The following is a 17,361-nucleotide window of genomic DNA, read 5'->3' on the forward strand; positions in this document are numbered from 1 at the left end:
AAATATTCGTTCACCCCGGTTGTCTGCTGACCAAGACCAGGATGCACAGTGCGTATTCCGTTAGACCCGCGTAACCGCAAGCGGAAGGTCAATCCAGACGGCACCATGTCGTTGGTCGACCACCTGTACGAATTGCGGACTCGTTTGTTGTTCGCATTCCTCGGCGTGATCATCACCACGGCGTTCGGCTTCTTCTGGTACTCACACTCGATACTCGGTCTCGAGAGTCTGGGCGATCTGCTTCGCGGACCGTATTGCGAGCTTCCGTCCGAAAGTCGTGCCAACCTCAGCACCGACGACGCGTGCCGATTGTTGGCGACCGGGCCGTTCGAGCAGTTCATGCTGCGATTCAAAGTGGCGCTCACCGCCGGCATCGTTCTCGCCTGCCCAGTGTGGCTGTACCAATTGTGGGCATTCATCACCCCGGGCCTCTACGCCAAGGAACGTCGATACGCGGTCGGATTCGTCACCGCGGGTGCCGCCCTCTTCATTCTCGGCGCGATCCTGGCGTACCTCGTCGTGGCAAAGGCTTTGCACTTCCTCCTGACCATCGGCGACAACGTCCAGATCACGGCGCTCAGTGGTTCGGAGTACTTCGGCTTCATCATCAATCTGCTGCTCATCTTCGGTGTCAGCTTCGAGATTCCGTTGCTCGTGGTCGTACTGAACTTTGCCGGCATTCTGACGTACGAGCGTTTGAAGGCCTGGCGTCGAGGATTGATCTTCGGGCTGTTCGTATTTGCCGCAGTTGCCACACCGGGTTCGGATCCGTTCTCGATGCTGGCGCTCGCACTGGCCCTGACGCTTCTCTTCGAGGTCGCGGTCCAGATCGCTCGCCTCAACGACAAACGTAAGGCCAAGCGAGCCGGTGAAGACTGGGGCGCAATCTCCGACGAGGAAGCTTCTTCCATCTCGGCTCCGTCCGATCTGAACGAGGCTTTCGACAACCCGACCAAACCCAAGGCCGAATCGAGTGGCTTGTTCGGACGTAAGTCCAAGTCCAAGGCTCCGGTCGCGGAGAAATCCGACACCGCCGGCGACAACGCGCCCGGCCAGGATTTCACTGACACTCTCTGAGCGCCCTGCCACCACGTCGGCGGCGTGTGAAACCCTGACGAGGTGGTTATGAACAAGAGTGAACTGAGCACGTTTGCGTCCAGCCTGAAGTTCGAACTCGATCCATTCCAGGTGAAGGCATGCGTTGCGCTCGAAGCGGGCCACGGAGTCCTTGTCTGCGCACCAACCGGCGCAGGCAAGACCGTGGTCGGCGAGTTCGCTGTGCACCTGGCTCTTGCGGCCGGCCGCAAGTGTTTCTATACAACGCCAATCAAGGCGTTGAGCAATCAGAAGTACGCAGAACTCGTCGAACGCTACGGCTCGAGCGAGGTCGGCCTGCTGACGGGTGATTCGAGCATCAACTCCGACGCACCGGTGGTTGTCATGACCACCGAGGTTCTGCGGAACATGCTCTATGCCAACTCCGAGGCACTGCGCGGGCTTTCGCACGTCGTCATGGACGAAGTGCATTACCTGGCCGACCGGTTCCGCGGGGCGGTGTGGGAGGAAGTGATCCTGCACCTGTCCGAGGATGTCCGCCTGGTGAGCTTGTCGGCGACTGTGAGCAATGCCGAAGAGTTCGGCGCCTGGATGGAAACTGTCCGCGGCGATACCACCGTGGTCGTGGACGAGACACGGCCGATCCCGCTGTGGCAGCACATCATGGTCGGTCGACGGATCTTCGATCTTTTCGACAGTCGTAGTCATCCTTCGGCTGGGCCGAAGACCGTACTCGTCGACCAGGATCTGGTTCGCCACGTCAAGCAGCGTCAGGCTCTCGAACGCGTCGAGAGCTGGCAGCCGCGTGGCCGCGGACGGCGTGGCAGCTACCAGAGTTCCAACGATTTCCGGCCCTTGCCGCGACCTGACGTAATCGCTCAGCTCGATCAGTCCGGACTGCTCCCGGCGATCACCTTCATCTTCAGCCGCGCCGGTTGTGATGCGGCGCTTGCACAGTGCCTGCGGTCCAGACTTGATCTGACTTCTCCGGAGCAGGTTCGCGAGATCGACGCCATCATCGAGAAGCACACCGGGGAACTACCCGAGGAAGATCTCGAAGTTCTCGGATATCGGGACTGGTGCAAGGCACTGCGACGCGGACTGGCCTCCCATCACGCGGGCATGCTGCCGGCATTCCGCCAGACCGTCGAGGAACTGTTCGTCAAGGGTCTCGTGCGAGCGGTCTTCGCGACCGAGACGTTGGCCCTCGGTATCAACATGCCGGCACGCACGGTGGTGCTCGAAAGACTGGTCAAGTACAACGGCGAGACGCATGCCGAACTGACGCCGGGGGAGTACACGCAGCTGACCGGTCGGGCCGGCCGTCGCGGCATCGACGTCGAAGGACACGCTGTGGTCCTGTGGCAGCCCGGGGTCGAGCCGACGGATGTTGCCGGCTTGGCGTCAACACGGACGTTCCCGCTCCGCAGTTCGTTCCGGCCTTCGTACAACATGTCGATCAACCTCGTCGAGCGGATGGGAGCGGCCGATTCACGCAAGCTGCTCGAGCGTTCCTTCGCACAGTTCCAAGCGGACCGCTCGGTGGTCGGACTGGTGCGTGGCATCGAGCGGAACGAAGAAGCACTGAAGGGCTTGCAGGAGAGACTCGGTGGTGCAGACGGCGAGTACTTCGAATACGCGTCGTTGCGTGAGCGGCTCAGCGCGCGCGAGCGGGCGCTCGAACGTAAGGGTCGCGAGGATCGCCGCGAAGATGCGGTGGAGTCCCTCAGTGCACTCGCCCGCGGTGACGTGATCGCGATTCCCATCGGTCGTCATTCCGGAGTGGCAGTGGTCCTCGTTCCGGACAACGATCCGAAAGACCCCCGTCCGCTGGTTCTGACCGCCGATCAGTGGGCCGGCCGACTCTCCTCGAGCGATTTCCCGGAAGCAGCCGAGGCTCTGGGAAAGATGCGCCTGCCCAAGCATGTCGATCACCACACCGCCCGGATTCGGCGCGATCTGGCCTCGGCGTTGCGCAGCACCGGAATCAGCGCCCCTCGGCGGAAGAAGCGCCACAAGGCGGGCGCGTCCGAAGACGCCGAGGTCGCTACTTTGCGACGCGCTATTCGCTCGCATCCGTGCCACAGCTGGCCCGATCGCGAACATCTGAGCCGGATTGGTGAGCGCTACAACCGGTTGGCCCGCGAAACGCAGGCGATGAGGGAAAAGGCCGCGGCCACCACCAACTCGTTGGCGCGGACGTTCGACCGAATCATCGCACTCCTCAAAGAGCGTGAGTACATGACTGCCGAAGCAGCGCCCGAAGTCACCGAATCAGGACGACGACTCAGTCGCATCTATTCGGAAAGCGACCTTCTGGTCGCCGAGTGCCTGCGGACCGGTGCGTGGACTGGTCTCAGCCCGGCCGAACTGGCGGCCGTCGTGTCCTCGGTGGTCTACGAATCACGTCGAGACGGCGACACGGTCGATCGGGTGCCGACCGCAGCACTTCGTCACGCGCTCAACGACACTCAACGACTGTGGAGCGAATTGCGGTCGGACGAGATTCGCCACAAGCTGCCGCCGACGCGCGAACCCGATCTCGGATTCGTCACTGCCGTTTACCACTGGGCTAGTGAAAATTCGCTGGTCGACGCTCTGATCGCAGCCGGAGTGCAAGGCCGCGCGCTTTCTGCGGGTGATTTTGTCCGGTGGTGTCGTCAGGTGATCGATCTCCTCGATCAGGTCCGACTGACATCGACGGACGCCGACGTGGCGAAGACCGCGGCGCGGGCGGTAGCTGCGATTCGTCGCGGGGTAGTTGCTGTCGACGCAGCATGACCGCAACTATGTGGTTTGATTCGCAGACTGGTATTTCGAGTGGGAGGCGAACATGAGCGGGCCTTACGGACCGAACGATCCGAATCGGCAATGGGGTCCTGGTGATCAGCAGCAGCCGAACGAGCAGCAGTGGGGGCAGAATCCCCAGCAGCCGGGCGGACAACATCAGCCTGGTCAGCAGCCCGGCCAGCAACAGCCGTGGGGTCAGCCGCAACAGCAGCCCGGTCAGCAACAGCAGCCCGGTCAGCAACAGCCTTGGGGCCAGCCTGCCTACGGTCAGCCTGGGCAGCCGGGTGGTCAGCCTGCGTATGGCCAGCCCCAGCAACCAGGCCAGGGGCAGCCTGGTCAGCAACAGCCGTGGGGCCAGCCTCAGCAACAACCTCCGGCTCAGCCGTGGGGTCAGCCCGGGCAACAGCAGGCACCGGATGCAACCCAGGCGTGGGGTCAGCCTCCTGCTGCCGCGCCTCAGCAGGCGTGGGGCGCCGCGGCTCCCGGCCAAGCTCCGGGACAACAGAACCAGTGGAACCAGGCCCAGCAGTTCCCGAGTCCCGGTGCGCCCGGAAACCAGGCGGGTAAGTCGAAGAAGCCCCTGATCTTCGGTGCGATCGGTGTTCTCGTTGTTCTGGCGGCTGTCGTGGTTGCCCTGGTGTTCGGTGTATTCGGCAAGAACACACTCGATCAGAGCGCGGCTCAGGCCGGCGTCGAAAAGATCGTCACCGAGTCCTACGGGGCAAAGAACGTGAGCAATGTTCAGTGCCCCGCGGACCAGGAAGTCAAGTCAGGCAACAAGTTCACCTGCACGCTCTCGATCGCGGGCGTGAAGTCGAACGTGACCGTGACGTTTGTCGACGACAACGGCACGTACGAGGTCAGCCGCCCGAGCTGACGCTCTACTGGTCGGAACGGCCTGCCGCCGCAGCCTTCAGCGCGGCGGCAAGCCGGCCGGCCGAGCGTTCTATGTTCAGCGAAGCGGCCACTTCCTCGAAGCGTGCGGGATCGACGGGGGTCGCCGGGAGTCGGTCGTCCTTCGAGAACTGAACGTCCGCGTCGCGAACTACTCGTACCACCGGCAACGCAGCGTCGAGGTATGCCATTGCCTCTGGTGAGGTGAGTTTCGCGCGAATTCCCTTGGCCATGTCGGATTCCGGATCAGCCGCGGCCGCGCGAAGTCCGGCCAACGAGCCGTAGCGCAGCATCAGCGTCGACGCAGTCTTCTCACCGACACCCTTGATGCCGGGTAGACCGTCGGAGGCGTCTCCGCGCAGTACCGCGAGTTCGGCGTATGCCTCGCCTGCACGGTCACCGGGTACCCCGTACTTCTCGGCGACCTCGACCGGTCCGAACAGTTCCGCCTTGGACAAACCGCGGCCCACGTAGAGGACACGAACGGGCACGTACTCGTCGGTGACGACCTGCAGAAGGTCGCGGTCACCACTGACGACGACGGTGAGATCCTCGCGCTCGGTAGCGGCAAGCGTTCCCAACACGTCGTCGGCTTCGAGGCCGACAGCACCCGCAGTCGCGATACCCGCTGCTGCGAGCACGTCCATGATCATGTCGACCTGAGGTGTCAACGTGTCCGGAACTTCTTCGGACGAACCGTCAGAGCCTTCCTCGACGCGATGCGCTTTGTACGTCGGGACGGCGTCGACGCGGAACTGCGGTCGCCAATCCAAGTCCAAGCACACTGCGAGGCGACTCGGCTGGTGTTTGGTGATCAGGGAAGCAACCATGTCGGTGAATCCGCGCACCGCGTTGACAGGTCTGCCGTCGGGGTCGACGAATGACTCGGGCAGTGCGTAGAACGCACGAAACCACAGGCTGGCACCGTCGAGGAGAAGCAATGGCCCACTCATGGTCACCATCCTGCCAGTCGGCACTAACCTGTAAGCCATGACGTCTCCAGCCGAACAGGATTCCCGATTCTCCAGCGCCGTGTACGGCGCACGTATCGCTCGTGCCGCCGAGTTGGCTCGATCAGCAGGTCTCGACGGTCTGGTGGTGACTCCCGGTCCGGATCTGCGGTACCTGACGGGTTCTCGGGCCGACTCGTTCGAGCGCTTGACCGCGTTGGTCATCGCCGCGGACACGGCGAAGGCGTCCGTTGTGCTTCCTCGCTTGGAGTTGGCGTCGCTGAAGGAATCGGCGGTGAGTGATCTCGGGTTGACCGTCCTCGACTGGGTCGACGGTGTCGATCCGTATGCGATTGTGGCGGCGCAACTTCCGGCCGGCGCCAAGGTCGCGGTGACCGATGCGATGCCCGCGCTGCATCTGATCCCGCTCGCAGACACGTTGGGTGCATTGCCGATCCTCGCCACCGGAGTGTTGCGTGAATTGCGGATGGTCAAGGACGACGCCGAGATCGAGGCGTTGCGACGAGCCGGTGCGGCAATCGATCGTGTTCACGCCCGCATGGCCGAGTTCTTGATCGTCGGCCGCACGGAAGCCGAAGTGGGTGAAGCGATTTCGTCGGCGATTCTCGAAGAGGGGCACACCGAGGCCGCGTTTGTGATCGTCGGATCGGGCCCGCACGGCGCCGATCCCCACCATGAGGTTTCGGACCGCGTGATCGAGAGCGGTGACGTCGTGGTGATCGACATCGGTGGACCGGTCGAGCCTGGATACAACTCTGACTCCACTCGCACGTACAGCATGGGGCAGCCGTCCGCCGAGGTAGCAGCACAGTTCGCGGTACTCGAAGCGGCTCAACAGGCTGCTGTCGATTCGGTGCGGCCAGGAGTATCCGCAGAATCCGTGGACGTTGCCGCCCGCGAAGTGCTTGCCGCACAGGGTCTTGCGGAGGTATTCGTTCACCGCACCGGTCACGGTATCGGGTTGTCCGTGCACGAGGAGCCCTACATCGTCGAGGGCAACACCATCGAACTCGTCGAAGGTATGGCGTTCAGTATCGAACCGGGAATCTACTTCCGCGGCAATTGGGGCGCCCGTATCGAGGACATCGTCGTCGTGACCGCCGACGGTTGCGAGTCGTTCAACAACCGTCCGCACGGCCTGACGGTCCTCGACTGATCAGCTTTCCTTGAACGCCGCGGACCCGAGTATGCGTGTGACGTCGATTTCGATGACCACACGCGCGGGGTTGACCCGTGGCTGGCGGTACCGCTCGGCGTAACGCCGAACGGCGTCGGCCACGGAGTCCGCGTCGGTGAGCACGCGTGCAGGCCCCTCGAGCGTGAGCCAGCGTCCACCGTCGACCGAACTGACGGCGGCGTATCCACCCCGGGCGGCGTTGATCGCCTTCTGCGAACCACCGCTGGTGATCACGCGCGCCTTTCCGGCTTCCTGATCCCAGGTGAATCCGACGGCCACGACGTGCGGGGTGCCGTTCGGACGCAACGTCGTGAGTGTCGCGAGGTGGTATTCGCCGACGAACTTCATCCCGTCTTCGGTGAGAGTCTGCTGTGACGATGGCGTGGTGGAGGGGGTGAGCGTCATGCCACGACGGTAATCCAGGACACTGGAGCGGTGACTGCGGGTGCGAACGTGAATGACATCGAGACGGTACTGCTCCTCGGCGGACGAAGTGAGATCGGCCTCGAGATCGCGGTCAGGCTCGCGCCGGGCCGCAACATCGTTCTGGCTGCCAGACGTAGCGGAGAGCTGTCGGAGCAGGAGCAGATGCTCAAAAACGCCGGCGCGATCGACGTCTCCACCGTCGAGTTCGACGCCGACGCCGTGGACACTCACGGAGACCTCCTCGGCGCCGTAGTCACCGAGCACGGCCGGATTTCGGTTGCAGTGCTGGCTTTCGGAATTCTCGGCGATCAGGCGCGTGCCGAAACCGACGCGGCGCACGCGGTAGCAGTGGTGCACACCGACTACGTGGCTCAGATCAGCATCCTTACTCACCTCGCGGAGATCATGCGCCGACAGGGAAGCGGAAAAATCGTGGTGTTCTCGTCCGTCGCCGGCGTCCGGGTTCGCCGCGCCAACTACGTCTACGGGAGCGCAAAGGCCGGCTTGGACGGGTTTGCCAGTGGCCTCGGCGACGCACTGCACGGTTCGGGTGTGCAATTGATGCTGGTACGGCCGGGATTTGTCGTCGGCAAGATGACCGAGGGAATGTCGCCTGCCCCGATGTCGAGCACCCCGTCGCAGGTCGCGGACGCCGTCGTACGGGGTTTGAATTCGGGGGCGACGCGTGTGTGGGTTCCGCGAATTCTGCAGCCGGTGTTCTTCGTCATGCGGCTTCTGCCTCAGACGATCTGGCGCCGGATGCCGCGATGACCACACACCCGGTGGTGATCGTCGGTATCGGTGCCGACGGCTGGGAAGGGCTGTCCGAGAGCGCGCAGGGCGCAATCCTGGGCGCGGAGGTTCTGATGGGGTCACCTCGCCAGTTGGACTTGGTCCCGGCGACGCATCTCGGGGCGCGGCGAGCGCACACCAGACTGACCTGGCCGTCTCCGATGATTCCGGCGTTGCCGTCGATGTTCGCCGAGAGCGCCGATCGCAGAGTGTGTGTAATCGCGAGCGGTGACCCGATGTTCCATGGGATCGGGGTGACTTTGGTGCGGCTGCTCGGCGCGGACAACGTGCGGGTGATTTCCCACCCGTCGTCGGTGGCATTGGCGAGCGCGCGGATGGGATGGGCATCGGCCGAGATCGACGTAGTGAGCCTGGTCAACCGAGACTCGGCGACCGTGTTGGCCGCCGTGACCGACGGTGCGCGCCTGCTCGTTCTGAGCAACGGGCGCTCGACTCCGGGGGAGGTGGCGAGGCTGTTGTCCGGCGCGGGGTTCGGTCGATCGATCGTGACCGTGCTGGCCCAGCTCGGTGGAGCCGACGAATCGCGGACCATCACCGTCGCAGACGAGTGGGATCACGCGGACGAGGACGTGGATGCGTTGAACGTTCTCGCCGTCGAGTGCATCTCGGCGGAGATTCCGATACGGCTGACTCGAATCCCGGGTCTACCGGATGCTGCATTTGTCGGAGACGGCCAGATGACCAAACAGGAGATCCGTGCGTTGACGTTGTGCGCGCTCGCTCCGGCGCCGGGAGAACACCTCTGGGACGTTGGCGGCGGTTCGGGAACCATTGCGGTCGAATGGATGAGGACCCACCCGCGTTGTAGCGCAACAGCATTCGAGAAGGTAGCTAGCCGCGTTGCACAGATCGGCACCAATGCGCGCAATCTCGGCGTTCCAGCGTTGAACGTCAAAGGGGCCGCGCCCGAGGCGTTTGCGGATGAGATCCGCCGACCCGATGCGGTGTTCGTCGGCGGCGGCGTCACGCAACCGGGAATGCTCGATGCATGCTGGGAACAGTTGAGCGTGGGTGGCCGTCTGGTTGCCAACGCCGTGACCGCCGAGTCCGAATCGTTGCTGCTCGGCTGGATGAGTCGCCATGGTGGGACGCTGCGACGCTTTCAGGTACAGCGCGCCGAGCCTTTGGGCGCGTTCAACGTTTGGCGACCGCAACTTCCGGTGGTCCAATGGTCCGTCACAAAAAGTCAGCCGTCTGCAGGCGCAGACACGGATACGCCGGAGGAATCCACACAATGACCGTCCATTTCATCGGTGCGGGCCCCGGTGCGGCAGATCTCATCACTGTCCGCGCGCAGCGCATCATCGCGGCGAGCCCGGTGTGCCTGTACGCAGGCAGCCTTGTTCCAGCGGAGTTGCTCGAGTGGTGCCCGGTAGGCGCTCAGGTCGTGGACACTGCTCGCCTGAGCCTGGACGAAATCACCGCGATCCTTGTCGAAGCACATTCGGCCGGACTGGACGTCGCGCGCCTGCATTCCGGTGATCCGTCGATCTTCAGTGCGGTGGCCGAGCAGGCTCGTCGCCTGGACGCCGCAGGGGTCGATTTCGACATGGTTCCCGGTGTTCCTGCATTTACCGCGGCAGCAGCCGCGCTGGGGCGTGAGCTGACTGTCCCAGGCGTCTCGCAGACCATTGTTCTCACCCGAGTCTCCACCTTGTCGACGGCAATGCCGGAGGGCGAGGATCTGCGGTCCCTCGGCCGCAGCGGCGCGACGATGGTGGTCCACCTCGGCGCTCATCGCATCGAACAGATCGCATCCGAGTTGGCCGACAACTACGGCGAGGACTGTCCGGTTGCGGTGGTCGCCTTCGCCTCGCGGCCCGAGGAGATCGTTGTTCGAGGCACTTTGAAGACGATCGTCGAACTCGTTCATGCGGCCGGCATCACGAAGACTGCCGTCGTGATCGTCGGCCGAGTGTTGACGGCGGAGGGATTTCCGGACAGCTACCTCTACTCGGCGGCGCGTGAGAGAAGCACACACTGACCCCGACGGGTCGCCGCGTACTCCTACTCGGAGGCACGGGCGAGGGCCGAGCGATCGCATCTCGGTTGGCCGGTTCAGCCGACCTCGAGGTTGTCACATCGCTGGCCGGCCGGGTTCGTGATCCTCGCTGGCCGGAGGGCGAAGTGCGCATCGGCGGGTTCGGGGGAGCCGGCGGGCTGTCGGAGTGGTTGTCGGCCAATGATATTCGTGCAGTGCTCGACGCCACGCATCCGTTTGCTGCTCGCATCACCAAGAATGCATTCGACGCGTGCCTCGCGAATTCCGTTCCATACGCCATGTACCGACGCCCGCCGTGGCGCGAGCAACCTGGCGACACTTGGCTTCCCGTAGGCGGTCTCGATCACGCCGCAGAATTGGTGCCGACGGTCGGCTCACGCGCTTTTCTGACGATCGGGAGGCAAGGAGTTTCGGCGTTCGGCCGTGTGAAGGACGTCTCGTTTCTCGTGCGTTCCATCGATCCGCCTTCAGGGACATTGCCACCTCATTCGCAATTGCTGCTCGCACGTGGCCCATTCGACGTCGAAGCAGAAGTCGACCTGATGAGAACTCACGGCATCGACGTCGTGATCACCAAGAACAGTGGCGGCGAGCAGACGTACGCAAAGATCGCCGCAGCCAGGCAGTTGTCGATCCCGGTGATCGTCGTCGAACGACCACCGATCCCGGCGACCGCTCCCGCATTCGACACCGAAGCCGGGGCGGTGGACTGGCTCACGGCTTTCGGTAGTGGAACGGCACTGTGAAGCCGACATCGCGTTCGCTTCAGGTTCGTCTAAGGTTCCGTGACCATACTGGAGGGATGTTGGGATCTTTCGACGCCGCACTGCGGGACCGCGCATGAGAGTGTCGGTTCCCGGAATGAGCCGTCGAAAACCATCGGGAATTCATGTGCGGACGCTCCATGCCCGCGTGAAATTGCTGACCGCAGGCCTGGTGGCGATCGCGGTGATCGTGTCGGCGTCGGCGGTGTACATCGTGTTCAACGCGTATTTGCAGGGCAACGTCGACCGGCAACTCGAGCGCACGAGTGATGCGATCACCGACACCGTCAATTTCGGCGGTGTCACACCGGTTCTGGGATTGACGGCCGGCGCGGATACAGCGGTCATCCAGGCGGTGGGGCTTCTCACTGCCGACGGCGCCTTGGTGACGGCGACTCCCGGTCTGCCGCCGTTCAGCACCAGCGCGGACGCCATCAGGTCGATCGCCGACGGCAATTCGTCGCAGACGATCGCAACCGTCGATGCGTATCGAATTCTTGTCGAGCCCTCGGTTGCGGGCCAGACTTTGGTTGTCGCGCAATCCCTGGGGCCGACGCGTTCGGTACTCAAGCGACTCGCAGTGGTGTTGGCGGCACTTGGGGCGGCCGGGATCGCCCTCGCTTATGCGGCCGGAGATGCTGTGGCACGCACAGGATTACGGCCGATTTCGCGACTCACTGCGGCAACGCGGCGAGTTGCCGAAACGGATGATCTTGCGCCGATCCCGGTGACCGGTGACGACGAATTGGCGTCGTTGACAGTCAGTTTCAATCGCATGCTCGGGACGTTGTCGGAATCGCGGGCACGCCAGAGAAGTCTGATCACCGAAGCGGGCCAGGACCTTCTGGCTCCGTTGACTGCGCTGCGCACCAATATCGAGTTGTTGATGTCCTTCGATACCAAGTCCGGCGCGATTTCCGAAGCAGATGCAACGCAGTTGCGCGAAGAAATCACCGACCAGATGATGGAGTTGACGCTCCTCGTCGGAGAGTTGGTGGACCGTGCGCGGGTTGACGAAAGCACGTTGGGGAGAGGAGATTCCCTCTAAATCGGACGTCTGACCAGCGACTTTGTTGCATTCGTAATTGAAGCAATGGAAGGAGCGCTGGTAATGTGGGGCAATTGTGAAGTTTTTGGGTATAGCTGGAGTGTGGCGCGAACCGTGGGGTTTGCTGGGCGGGGGCCTTTGGAGGACGAGAGGGATTCAGTGGTCAAGCAAGCACGCGCCGAGCTGACTCGGCAGCAAATCGTTGCCGGCGCGGCCGCGCAGTTCGAGAAGACTGGTTACGGCAGCACCAGCATGGCCGACATAGTCTCGGGGGCCGGTACTACCAAGGGCGCGTTGTATTTCCATTTCGCGTCGAAGGACGAGCTCGCGCAATTCATCATTGCCGAACAGCATCGACTCTCGATCGAATCGGTGCAGGCGATTTCCGCGACGGGCAAGGACCCGTTGGAACAGATGATCATGCTCACGCACGAAATGGCACGCCAGATTGTCGACGAGCCGATCGTTCGCGCGGGCATTCGCCTCACGCTGGAACTGAGCACGTACGAGGGGCCGGTGGAACCGTACGCCGAATGGATCTCGGCAATCACCGATCTCACCGCCAGAGCTCAGGCGCAAGGTGAAATCCGAAAATCGGTCAGCGCAGAATCGTTCGGCAGGTTCATGCCCTCGGCATTCACCGGGGTACAGCTGGTTTCGAACGTTCTCACCCGACGCTCGGATCTTCCGGATCGTGTCGACGAGATGTGGCAGATCCTGCTTCCGGGAATCGTCAGCGACGAACTTTCCGGTGACATCGAGCGCCTCGTCAAGTCGCGGTGGACTCCGGCGGCGGCGTAGCCTGCGGGATATGGCCGTCACGCGGATAGTTTCGGATCTGTCGAGTAGTTCGCTCGAGGCCGCGCAGCGCTTCTACACCGAAGTGCTGGGCCTCGAAGTTGTCATGGATCACGGGTGGATCGTGACGTTGGCTTCGCCGACGGATCCGTCCTTGCAGATCAGCGTCATGACGCACGACGCTCATGCGCCCGTCGTGCCGGACGTCTCCGTCGAGGTGGATGATCTCGATGCGGCGTACGAGGCCGCGGTGCAGCGCGGCGACACCATCGTCTATCCCGTCACCGAGGAGCCGTGGGGTGTGCGCAGGTTCTTCGCTGCCGACCCCGACGGTCACGTGATCAACATCCTCAGCCATCGACGCGAGCAATGATGGCGTCCGGCCCGGGCGGGCTGACGTACCTCGAGGTGGGCGCAACGTCAGGCGTACTCCCCGCCGGCTATCACCACGTTCACGAGAGCGCGACGGTCGGATCCGGACGTGAGGATTTCGAGGTTGCCGCTCGTACAGTCGCGAATTGGGGAATGCACCGCGGAGCTGGTTTGACCGTCCGGGCGGCAGCCCCGACCGCGGCGGCGGGTCAGGATGCGACTTTCGGACTCGGTCCGGTGTCGATCCCAGTTCGAATCGTCTACGTCGTCGACGAACCCAATCGCAAGGGATTCGCGTACGGAACCCGCGCCGGCCACCCCGAATGCGGCGAAGAACTGTTTGTCGTCCAGTTCGACGAGGCCAGCCAAGCGGTTCGTATCGAGATCGTTGCGTTCTCCAAGCCCGGAACGTGGTGGGTGCGTCTCGGCGCTCCGATCGGACGTCGAGTACAGGCGTTTGTCACGCGCCGCTACATCCGTGCCGTCCGCGAGAGCGTCGACCGATCGCGGATATGACCCTCGGATCGGTGGGCCGGAAAACAATTGGACGAGCTTCGGTTCGGGTTGATAGCTTGTGCGAGACCGTGACAACACGCCAGGAGGTGAGACCCATGAACGCAGTAACCATGTGGGTGCTCCCACTCCTGTTCACGGATCGGCGATTGACGTAGGTGTCGCCGGGAGCGCCTCGAGTAGGCAATCCCGAAAGGTAACACCATGCAATCCAATTCTCAGATCATCGAATTCACTTCCGAGACAACGTCGAACGGTGTCGTCGAACGCCATTTCGTTTTGGGCGACATCCCCGGTGTGCTCTGGTCACCCGCGTCTGGATCCGTCGGATCACCCCTTCTGCTGTCCGGGCACTCCGGCGGCATGCACAAGAAAGCGCCGGGACTGGTCGCGAGTGCACTCCACAGCGTGAGCTCGCACGGGTTCACGGTCGCCGCGATCGACGCGCCCGGACACGGCGACCGGCCGCGGAACACGCAGGATGAACAGTGGGTCGACGCGATCCATCAGGCCCGAGCGGCCCGCGAGCCGATCGCCCCGATCGTCGTCGAGTACAACCGGTCGCTGGCAGAGCGTGCGGTGCCGGAATGGCAGGCGACCCTGGACGCCCTGCAAGCGCTGCCCGAGGTCGACGCCGACTCTCCGATCGGTTTCGGCGGCGTGTCGTTGGGTGTCGTGACCGGGCTGATGTTAGCTCCAGTCGAACCCAGGATCGCTGCCGTGAGCTTCGGCGGAGTATTTGTGGACGACTCCCTCCTCGAGGCGGCACGAAAGCTCACCGTCCCGGTCGAGTACCGAATTCCTTGGGACGACAGCGATTACGACCGCACGTCAGGGGTCGCGTTGTTCGACGCCTTCGGCTCGAAGGAGAAGGTGTTGCACGCATACTCCGGCAGGCACTATCCCGTGCCCGACTACGAGCGCGACAGTTCGGCTCGGTTCTTCGCTCGCCACCTCGGCGGGAGCGTTGGCGCTTCCGTGAGCTGACGTGAACACGTATCGGCGTCCGGCGGTGTCGGACGCCGATACTATCTCGACTAACCCGCCGTGGCCGCCCGGACCCATTAGACGCTGACCAACCGGGAGAACACCGCACTCGGTGAGTAGACTACGATCGCCGTCAGCGTCGATGATCTGTTGCATCAGTTAGCAATTCGGCGACCAGATCGAGGTCGTCGGCGGCGATATCTCGGTCGCCCGCTGCTCGGATCCGCTGGAGCGATTGCTCTCGCCTCTCCTTGAACCACAGATCGACGTGAAGGGCGATGTCGCGGGCAATGGAAGTGTCGACGGAGCTGATTTGCGCCATCGCGGCGGGCCGGGTGGCTGCGTCCAGCGCGAGGTGCACGATGTCGAGAAGATCAGTGCCGTGCTTGTCTCCGGAACGATTCATCACCGCCTGAAGTTTCATCGCGATCAGTGGGCCTGGCTCGGCAACTGGCGTGGTGACCTCGACGATATTGCTGTGGGCCCGGATCACCGCGATGGTCATGTCACTGGCGCTGTCGTTGGCCCACGCGTGCGCTGAAGCATGGAGACGATCACCAGGATCGTCGCTGGGGTGGTCGATCTCGATCTGACGGACTTCGAGCACGTCTACTTTCACTGACCCGTATGGCGTGGGGAGTAGAACGGCTGCCGGCTCGACAGGCTGGGCGCCAGCGGCAGCACGCAGGACTTCGAGTTGGGGGATGTCGCCGAGAAGTCGATCCACAAGATCCAGATCGACCGTTGCTCGGTATGGATTCGACAACCGCGACAATACGGCGAGTCCGCCGACGATGACTGGTGGCCCGCCGAGCAGTGCGCGGACCTCGACGACACCCTGAACTACGGCGGCCATCGCATCACCGGCAAACGTAACTCGGCTACCAGACACGGGTCCACCGGTCGTCGGGTGTCCATGCGTCCAATATCTCCCGGCCGCGTCCGGCGTCTTGGGCGAGATCGAGTGCGACGAACAACGGATGTGTGAGGGGCCATTCGAGCGGGTTGGCGTCGAAATCGACGCGGTGGTTTACGACCGCGGGTACAGGCGCGACCCGCAAGGTGGCCTTCGCCTGCATAGCAGAGGCTGCAGTTCCCAGCAGGGTAGTAGCGCGCCGGGCGATCGAGGAGTCGGGGACGAAGAAATCGAGAGTTTGGTCTGAGCGGAATGCCAAAGGCGCGCCGTACATAGCGGCAGCAGCGGAGTCGGTTAAAGCCCAACCCGGTTCGTTCTCGATAGTGTCGAGATTGAGCCGCAGCGGTCGCACCAGAGTTGCATCGCCTCGGGACGGGAGCGCGGCCAGATGAACGCGTGGTGTCGGCCAGCGCTCGGCGACCTGCCAGAACAGGTCAGTGCTCGTCGGCATGTTCTTCGCATCGACGAAACTGTCGCGGCGCAGGGCAGCGAGTATCTCCGAGACCGTGCTGGGGGAACGGCCCAACTCCCGCGCGAGCTCACGCACCGCGATAGTTCGCTCGGGACGCATGAGTACTGAAGCTGCGACCTCGAGGCCTGCCTTGCCACTGAGTGCTTCTGACCGTTCAAGTCGTTTCTGGAGCGCTTTGACTTCGGCGTCGATGACCACGCTGCCTGTGCGTAGGGCGAGGCGTCCGCGGAGGTCGAGGTAGCCGCAGCGTCGCTGGACAAGGATCCTGCGCGCGGTATCGGTGAGTCGGTCGGATACGACGAACAATGTCGTCTCCGGGGACTGGTTTTCGGTGAGTAGACGTTCGGCAACCTGGTCGGTGACCAGGGAGCGATACTTCATCTGGATCGGGACGGCAAGGCCGCCTGGGTCAAGAACCAGGTCGATGCCGGTGTCGGGTTCGCCGATGGGTGATTGGGCGTCGATGCCCAATTCTGCGAAGGCGTCGATCACGAAAGCCTCAACGGCGGAAGCTTCGTTGTTCACGTGTGTATCGTCTCAGCTTGTTTGGTGTTCGGTCAATACCGAACACCGAACAAGCCGGTGCTGACTCGATCTCGGCGCTGCCATACGTGTCGCATCCTCGCCATACCCCGCTCGTGGGCAGCACAAAGGTTGAGCGGCATGCGGAGGTAAGCGCCAGTGTTACCGAGATTGTTTGAATGGGCGCAGCTACTTGAGTACTCGAGTCGATACCTGCGTTGGCTGGTATCGCATGGCGACTGCGCCCGACCGGAACTCGTGGCGATCGACGAGCTCGAGCTGGATGCGCTCGCGCAGACCGGCGAGCAACGTCGGTCCGTGTCCGGCGAGGACCGGTTGCACAACGAACTCGTACTCGTCGATCAGTCCCAGGTCTGCCAGCGCCAGGGGGAGTGTCACGCCACCAACCCACAGGCCTTCGCCGGGCTGCTCCTTGAGCCTTTGAATCGCTGGCCCCAAGTCGCCTTGCACGAGTTCGGCATTCCAATCGACCCCGCTCAGCGTGTTCGACACGACGTACTTCTTCGCCCGGTCCATGGCATCGGCGAACGGGACCTCCCACTCGTCCATCCAGTCAGGCCATGTGCCCGTTGCCGGCTTCCGCCACGCCGACTCCATCATCTCGTAGGCCACCCGGCCGAAAAGCAGAGCGTCGGCTCGTTTCATCTGAGCGGTCCAGTAGCGCATCGACTCCTCGTCGGGTGGGAGCCCGGCGTCGTGATGGCAGCAGCCGTCGAGGGTGACGTTGATCGAGTATCGAAGTGGTCTCATCTCGTTGTTCTCCCCTGATACGCGCAGAGTGACAGCACCGGACCGTACTCAGACTACTGCCGCGTCGTC

Annotated in this window: 18 protein-coding genes; 13 read left to right on the forward strand and 5 right to left on the reverse strand. The window is 63.2% G+C overall.

Annotation, left to right across the window (positions count from 1 at the left end):
- The first annotated feature begins 48 nt into the window (after positions 1-48).
- From tatC to ACWF6P_RS09430, 3 genes are read left to right on the forward strand one after another with little or no spacing between them, the layout of a single operon-like run.
- On the forward strand, positions 49-1,077 hold the full coding sequence (tatC, locus tag ACWF6P_RS09420; RefSeq protein WP_452620852.1) for a twin-arginine translocase subunit TatC: 1,029 nt from the start codon (positions 49-51) through the stop codon (positions 1,075-1,077).
- A gap of 48 nt (positions 1,078-1,125) precedes the next feature.
- The gene (locus ACWF6P_RS09425; protein WP_452620853.1) at positions 1,126-3,837 is read left to right on the forward strand and encodes a DEAD/DEAH box helicase; all 2,712 of its coding nucleotides are present in this window, start codon (positions 1,126-1,128) and stop codon (positions 3,835-3,837) included.
- 52 nt (positions 3,838-3,889) lie between these two features.
- Positions 3,890-4,723, forward strand: coding sequence for a DUF4333 domain-containing protein (locus tag ACWF6P_RS09430; protein WP_452620854.1), 834 nt, complete (start codon positions 3,890-3,892; stop codon positions 4,721-4,723).
- Between the two features lie 4 nt (positions 4,724-4,727).
- Here the strand turns inward: ACWF6P_RS09430 and ACWF6P_RS09435 are convergent, their stop codons facing one another.
- Entirely contained in the window at positions 4,728-5,693 is a 966-nt protein-coding gene (locus ACWF6P_RS09435; protein ID WP_378446048.1) for a 5'-3' exonuclease, read from the reverse strand.
- A gap of 37 nt (positions 5,694-5,730) precedes the next feature.
- Between ACWF6P_RS09435 and ACWF6P_RS09440 the strand changes: the two genes are divergently transcribed.
- On the forward strand, positions 5,731-6,867 hold the full coding sequence (locus ACWF6P_RS09440) for a M24 family metallopeptidase (protein WP_452620855.1): 1,137 nt from the start codon (positions 5,731-5,733) through the stop codon (positions 6,865-6,867).
- On the opposite strand, the gene ACWF6P_RS09445 is transcribed toward ACWF6P_RS09440, so the two are convergent.
- Complete coding sequence (locus ACWF6P_RS09445; protein WP_452620856.1) at positions 6,868-7,293, reverse strand: PPOX class F420-dependent oxidoreductase; 426 nt, start codon at positions 7,291-7,293, stop codon at positions 6,868-6,870.
- Between the two features lie 30 nt (positions 7,294-7,323).
- Between ACWF6P_RS09445 and ACWF6P_RS09450 the strand changes: the two genes are divergently transcribed.
- The 9 genes from ACWF6P_RS09450 to ACWF6P_RS09490 all read left to right on the forward strand — a co-directional run bounded on the left by ACWF6P_RS09450 (position 7,324) and on the right by ACWF6P_RS09490 (position 14,611).
- Positions 7,324-8,085 (forward strand): SDR family NAD(P)-dependent oxidoreductase, encoded by a 762-nt coding sequence (locus ACWF6P_RS09450; RefSeq protein ID WP_452620857.1) that lies wholly within the window; start codon positions 7,324-7,326, stop codon positions 8,083-8,085.
- Positions 8,082-9,365 carry a precorrin-6y C5,15-methyltransferase (decarboxylating) subunit CbiE gene (gene cbiE, locus ACWF6P_RS09455; RefSeq protein ID WP_452620858.1) on the forward strand — a complete coding sequence of 428 codons (1,284 nt, stop codon included), beginning with the start codon at positions 8,082-8,084 and terminating at the stop codon, positions 9,363-9,365. Before ACWF6P_RS09450 ends, cbiE begins: the two co-directional genes overlap by 4 nt.
- A complete protein-coding gene (gene cobM / locus ACWF6P_RS09460) occupies positions 9,362-10,111 on the forward strand; it encodes a precorrin-4 C(11)-methyltransferase (protein WP_452620859.1) in 750 nt (249 codons plus the stop codon). The genes cbiE and cobM overlap by 4 nt, the downstream gene beginning before the upstream one ends.
- The gene (locus ACWF6P_RS09465) at positions 10,108-10,875 is read left to right on the forward strand and encodes a cobalt-precorrin-6A reductase (protein ID WP_452621001.1); all 768 of its coding nucleotides are present in this window, start codon (positions 10,108-10,110) and stop codon (positions 10,873-10,875) included. Before cobM ends, ACWF6P_RS09465 begins: the two co-directional genes overlap by 4 nt.
- A gap of 166 nt (positions 10,876-11,041) precedes the next feature.
- The gene (locus tag ACWF6P_RS09470; protein ID WP_452620860.1) at positions 11,042-11,941 is read left to right on the forward strand and encodes a HAMP domain-containing protein; all 900 of its coding nucleotides are present in this window, start codon (positions 11,042-11,044) and stop codon (positions 11,939-11,941) included.
- 159 nt (positions 11,942-12,100) lie between these two features.
- The gene (locus ACWF6P_RS09475; protein WP_378446041.1) at positions 12,101-12,742 is read left to right on the forward strand and encodes a ScbR family autoregulator-binding transcription factor; all 642 of its coding nucleotides are present in this window, start codon (positions 12,101-12,103) and stop codon (positions 12,740-12,742) included.
- Between the two features lie 10 nt (positions 12,743-12,752).
- Positions 12,753-13,112 (forward strand): VOC family protein, encoded by a 360-nt coding sequence (locus tag ACWF6P_RS09480; RefSeq protein WP_019748498.1) that lies wholly within the window; start codon positions 12,753-12,755, stop codon positions 13,110-13,112.
- Positions 13,112-13,627, forward strand: a complete 516-nt coding sequence (locus ACWF6P_RS09485) for a DUF1990 family protein (protein WP_452621002.1) — start codon at positions 13,112-13,114, stop codon at positions 13,625-13,627. The genes ACWF6P_RS09480 and ACWF6P_RS09485 overlap by 1 nt, the downstream gene beginning before the upstream one ends.
- A gap of 201 nt (positions 13,628-13,828) precedes the next feature.
- Positions 13,829-14,611: an alpha/beta hydrolase gene (locus tag ACWF6P_RS09490; protein ID WP_452620861.1), complete on the forward strand. Its 783-nt coding sequence runs from the start codon at positions 13,829-13,831 to the stop codon at positions 14,609-14,611.
- 133 nt (positions 14,612-14,744) lie between these two features.
- Here the strand turns inward: ACWF6P_RS09490 and ACWF6P_RS09495 are convergent, their stop codons facing one another.
- The 3 genes from ACWF6P_RS09495 to ACWF6P_RS09505 all read right to left on the reverse strand — a co-directional run bounded on the left by ACWF6P_RS09495 (position 14,745) and on the right by ACWF6P_RS09505 (position 17,292).
- A complete protein-coding gene (locus tag ACWF6P_RS09495) occupies positions 14,745-15,467 on the reverse strand; it encodes a nucleotidyl transferase AbiEii/AbiGii toxin family protein (protein WP_452620862.1) in 723 nt (240 codons plus the stop codon).
- A gap of 25 nt (positions 15,468-15,492) precedes the next feature.
- Positions 15,493-16,524 carry a transcriptional regulator gene (locus ACWF6P_RS09500; protein WP_452620863.1) on the reverse strand — a complete coding sequence of 344 codons (1,032 nt, stop codon included), beginning with the start codon at positions 16,522-16,524 and terminating at the stop codon, positions 15,493-15,495.
- Between the two features lie 186 nt (positions 16,525-16,710).
- Positions 16,711-17,292 carry a dihydrofolate reductase family protein gene (locus ACWF6P_RS09505; protein WP_452620864.1) on the reverse strand — a complete coding sequence of 194 codons (582 nt, stop codon included), beginning with the start codon at positions 17,290-17,292 and terminating at the stop codon, positions 16,711-16,713.
- Positions 17,293-17,361 lie beyond the last annotated feature (69 nt).

The organism is Rhodococcus sp. NPDC055024 (assembly GCF_053608585.1).